General features: G+C 46.1%; 3 protein-coding genes. 1 reads left to right on the forward strand and 2 read right to left on the reverse strand.

Going from position 1 to position 5,038, the window contains the following annotated elements:
* Window positions 1-132 precede the first annotated feature (132 nt).
* Complete coding sequence (gene fdhD, locus AB1797_13010) at window positions 133-915, reverse strand: formate dehydrogenase accessory sulfurtransferase FdhD (protein ID MEW5768505.1); 783 nt, start codon at window positions 913-915, stop codon at window positions 133-135.
* Window positions 916-1,028: 113 nt separating this feature from the next.
* On the opposite strand from fdhD, the gene AB1797_13015 reads away from it, so the two are divergent.
* Complete coding sequence (locus AB1797_13015) at window positions 1,029-2,213, forward strand: carboxypeptidase-like regulatory domain-containing protein (GenBank protein ID MEW5768506.1); 1,185 nt, start codon at window positions 1,029-1,031, stop codon at window positions 2,211-2,213.
* A gap of 14 nt (window positions 2,214-2,227) precedes the next feature.
* Here the strand turns inward: AB1797_13015 and AB1797_13020 are convergent, their stop codons facing one another.
* On the reverse strand, window positions 2,228-3,931 hold the full coding sequence (locus tag AB1797_13020; GenBank protein ID MEW5768507.1) for a M6 family metalloprotease domain-containing protein: 1,704 nt from the start codon (window positions 3,929-3,931) through the stop codon (window positions 2,228-2,230).
* Window positions 3,932-5,038: the final 1,107 nt, after the last annotated feature.

Here is a 5,038-nt window from a genome sequence, read left to right on the forward strand (position 1 = left end):
CATGTCCGTTCCGTAGACGGACAACCACAAGGGTTGTCCCTACAGCCTAAGGACAGACCCTAATCACGGACACGGCTCACGGATTTTCCGTGTTTCATCTGTGTGCATCTGTGGCTGAACGGTTACCATTTTTTATGTCGCGATCCGCGCCGGATGAGAATAGACATTAATCCTTCGGCCCCGAGCAAAACCAATGACGGTTACCCCCAATTTGTCAGCCAACTCAATGGCTAAATCGGTGGGCGCTCCTCGGGAGATAACTACGGACAGCCGCTGTTTAGCTGCCTTGAGAAGAATTTCGGAGGATAGGCGGCCGGTGGTAACAATTACCTTATCCTCAAATGAGATGTCATTCAGAAAGGCATAACCGATAATCTTGTCCAGGGCATTATGCCGGCCAATATCTTCGGTCAGGATGACAATCCCCTCTTGGGGATGACAGAGGGCACAGGTATGTGCCCCGCCGGTGGATTGATACAAGATTGATCGCTCTCTCAATTCCGACATCCACCTATCGATAATATCCCCCTTGATCTTGACTTCAGAGCTTACCTTATCGCAGGCTAAGGCATCCAGGGGATGATAGAATATGGTCCCCTGCCCGCAGCCGGAACTTATCGTTCGCTTGAGAAAAAGATCTTCAGTTAAAGGGGGGATGTCATTTATCTCTACGGTGGCGATCCCCTTATCATCTATTTTTACCCCTTTGAGTTTATCCCTTTCCGTCAAAAATCCCTCTGAAACCAAAAATCCAACCACCAATTCCTTTAAAAACTCAGGTGTGCAAAGGAGGGTGACCAGTTGTTTCTCGCCCAGGATAATAGTCAGCGGGACTTCCGTGACCACCGTATCGCTTGTTTCCTTTCTCTCCTCGCCGGTGATTCTGGTGATGGGAATAGATTTGACTGTTTCCATTATCTTCTGTCCTCTGACTTCCGACTTCTGTATTCTGACAGGATACCATAGTTAATCCGGTTCGTCAAGTATTTTAGGGTTTACAAATCGGCGAAGATATGTTACATTATATTATGATGTTTAAGAATCATCGTATATTGAGATTATGGCCCTTACTTCTGGGGTTAACCCTTGGGGGATGTGATGGTTGTAGTAGTCGTAATGCCCTTGCTCCGGAGGAAGAGTACCCTGGTTCAGTTTCAGGGTATATCTATGTGGTTGGGTCTCGGGATCATAGCCATGTATTGGTCTTCCTGGGAGATAACTTTCTGGAGACAAAAGAGTCGGATGGTCCCGGCACCTTCACTAACAGAGAGGGCTATTATAATATAACCAATGTTTTCTCTGGGACTTATACCCTTTATGCCCAGAAAGGGGACTTAAAAGAAAGCTGGCCGAATATAAAGGTGGGGTGGGAAGAGACAAAGGTGCCGGATATCTATCTCCTTAGAGCCCGCCTCCCCCTCTCGGCGGGGAATTTATGGGAATATGATCTGAGGGAATGGCTTGATGAGGCGACCATTGCCCGCGGTCAAAGGAAGGTAAATATCCAGGGCCAGGAAGTTCTGGCAGGAGTGGCCACCTCGGTGATAGAAGAACTTACTTATCGAGAGAGCACACAAGGCAATAGGGAACAAACTCTGGAAAAGAAATGGCTTTATGAAACCAAAGATGGGTTGTTTGAATATGCCTCGGAAACTATCTATAATGTAAATGCCGCGGCTGTTAGTCCTGCCAGGAATCCATCTTCCGAGAAGAAACCTCATTTCCGATTAGGCAACCTCTATTTTTCCGACCTGGCTCAATTAAGGCAATTTGTAAACAACTTGGTCCCTGCTTATGATAAACGATCGGGTCCGATTAAGAACACTCCGAACATCCATCTTTACCCTCAAAAGATATTAGCCTACCCTGTTAGATTAAGAGAATCCTGGACATATGAACTCCTTCCCCCTTCAGAAGACCCTTCTCCAATCACAAAAGAGGTAGTCGCCCAGGATAGGATATTTACTCCCGCAGGTGAATTTGTATGTTATAAAATAAAAGTCACCTATGACTTTGACCCGGAGATAGTGATAGAGGCTTATGAATGGTACTCCCATATTGGCCTGGTCAAATTTTATCGAAAGACTGAATTCTGGGAAACAGAAGATTATGATCCCCAAAGTGACCTTAGGGAAGAAAAGAAAAGGATATGGATTGAGAGCTGGGAATTAAATTATTACCGGCTCACTGACTTGCCTGATGAGCCGACTTAAATTTTCCGGCCTTCTTACCTAATTACGGCCAACTTACCAGTCATAGTTTTACTTTCAGTTTCAATTATGTAGACATAAACCCCGCTGGCTACCTCTCGATCAGCCTCATTCCTTCCATCCCAGGGGAATTTATTGGCCCATCGTTCTTTTCCCTTAGAATCTACAAGCAAGACATTTTCCCCGCCTGTCTCAGTATGCACCAGTTCGCCATTTAGATCGTATATTGAGATAGTAGGGTTAGCAGCGGCCGGTTCTAAGTAGATACCAACGCCCTCAGGATATTGACTGATCACGAAGGGATTCGCCGCCACATAAGTCTTAGTCGTCACCTTTTCACAATCATTTTCAGTCGCTTCTCCACAGTTGCGTTTCATGACGACCTTCATCACTTCCCCGGGCGCATCACAAACCTTGATTTCTATCCCGGTGGGGGCCTCGTTATAATCACGACTATTGGGAATAGTATTGACCCCAAAATGGTCTTTCGCTCCGGTTTTGGAATAGGGGTCTCCCGCATCAGCCTTTCCATTGTGCCGCAAGTCATCCCGACCGTCCGCCTGTTCTAAATAAACCCGGGGGTGAAAGGGATTAGAATTGACATCATTACACTCAATGCAGCCAATGCTGTCATCAATATGCCAGATCAAGATACCTTCTCCCGGCAAATAGGCATCAAAGCTGGTCCGCTGGTGATTGCTGACTAGAAAATATTCCTTCGGGTTGGCCGTGGAGAGTCTGAAAAGGCTTTCTTGCTGGTGGATCTCAATGGCCCATACCTCACGGACTGGGCCGCAAGATGAGGCTTCTACAGGGGTTATCCACCCGAGAAGGGCCTTTGACCAGGGACAAGGGTGGGCCGGTGAGGAGCCAGGTGGTTCCCCTAACCATGCCCCATGGTCCATCAAGGCCCAATCGTAGATCAGAAAGTGGTTTGAATCGATGTACAAATCCGGCAGACCCAGGTCGTGACCGAACTCGTGGGCAAAGATGCCCATAGGCGAGGTCTCGGCTTGCAGGGTATAGCCCTGACCGGTAGTTTTGATCTCCCAGCGGTGAGAGCCGAGGTCTTTTGACATACTGGTATCCTCCTCTGCCCCGCCGGCGTGAACAACCACCAGGTGATCCACCAGCCCGTTCTTGTCCTCATCATAGGAAGAAAAATCAACACCTGCCTGAGCCGCCTTTTCCAGGGCTTCTTCCGCCAGCTTCCAGATAGCGCCGTTACTTTCTTCTAAGTCATTATAATAGGCCAGGGTATGATCGCTTCTCAACCAGGGTGTAGGGTTGTTGGCTTCACTTCCCGGGCTTATGAAGAATTGCCCGTAAGAGCATTCCTGGTAATAATTCCACATGCTTTTATCTCCCGGAGCCTTTGAAAACAAAAGGTGGTCAAAATACTCCGGCGTGTGCTCCGCCGAATGGGTTACATCACTAAACTCAATGAGAATGACCAAGAGTTTCTCTTCTCCCACGGCCGGGCTTAGTCTTTTGGCCGGTGCATACTGTCGAAGGCCACCACTGATGGACGGAGCCGCCCTCATAGAGGAGATATACCGGCTCAGTTCCCGATAAGGGGCGGGCTGGATTTCGGATTGCAGATTGTGAATGGCGGACGGCAGACGGTGGACGGTAGACGGTGGACTGTCTCCCCCGCTGAAATTAACGGCCAGGAAGATAAAAAGCAACAGGGGTAAATATAATAGCTGTTTATTCGTCATTATTGATCACTACTCCTTAATATATTTAGTTTGTTGAATATAACTCACTTTATCTCAAAAGTCTAAATCTGTCGTAACCGTTCACCTCACCACGGAGACACAGAGAGACTGAGAAAAATCTAAAGGCAGACTTCTACGATTTCCCTCAGCGTGGTGTCTGGTGATATCATTATTTATGAAGGTAGAGACCGCATAAGTCGAATAATTGGACAATTGGAACTCTAAATCAGATGAAGGCTCGTCTTTCCAATGGCCAACTCCTTTTATATGAAGTTGGGGAAAAACCTAACAAAATGTCCAAAAAATAGCCCACTTTTATTGGCTATTTGGAGAAGTCTGTACTTTGAATAGGTTCATACTCCACAGATAATCTGTAAAGTCATAGCCAGCTTCATAGGCTCTAATCAGGTCATTTTCTACAGCAGGGGTAATAAAAAAATCACTTTGAGGAACTATACTTTTGCACTTTTTGTCATTCCTGCGCAAGCAGGAATCCAGAAGTCTTGATATTACTGGATTCCCGCTGGAGTTTACCCCTGCGGAAGCAGGGGCGGGAATGACGAGAGGTTATTGTAATGTATTTGTATTTCAAGTAGTTGCAAAAAAGTGCAAAAGTATAGATTAATGTATCCTAATTTAATTTATACGCCGAAGGCGTAAAGGAATTTAGCCGTAGATTTCAATCTACGGAATAATAGTATTCCCTAAGGTCAAAAGCCCTGACAGGGCGTAGAAAATTTCAACTCATTGCTTATAATTCCTAACCGCACAGGTGGAAATTTTTCTTGCAAGATTATACCATAAATGATATAATAATGCAAGAGTTTTCACACAGTCTGATGTTAGATGGTGTCTTATACTGAAAATCCCTTTTATTTTTATAAGGTTGAGTAGATACAAAATCATACCCCACGGGGTCAGGTTTTACCTGTCTATTTCCGAAAAAAAATTCTGCTTTTCCCATTACCCTTTAAAAAAAACGTAACCGTTCAGCCACAGATGCACACAGATGAAACACGGAAAATCCGTGAGCCGTGTCCGTGATTCGGGTCTGTCCTTAGGCTGTAGGGACAACCCTTGTGGTTGTCCGTCTACGGAACGGACATG

This window comes from bacterium (assembly GCA_040753085.1).
Taxonomy (GTDB): domain Bacteria; phylum UBA9089; class JASEGY01; order JASEGY01; family JASEGY01; genus JASEGY01.

What these genes read in the sequence shown, in the direction of transcription:
- fdhD (MEW5768505.1), bottom strand. Translation starts at nt 915, where the DNA reads ATGGAAACAGTCAAATCTATTCCCATCACCAGAATCACCGGCGAGGAG.
- AB1797_13015 (MEW5768506.1), top strand. Translation starts at nt 1,029, where the DNA reads ATGATGTTTAAGAATCATCGTATATTGAGATTATGGCCCTTACTTCTG.
- AB1797_13020 (MEW5768507.1), bottom strand. Translation starts at nt 3,931, where the DNA reads ATGACGAATAAACAGCTATTATATTTACCCCTGTTGCTTTTTATCTTC.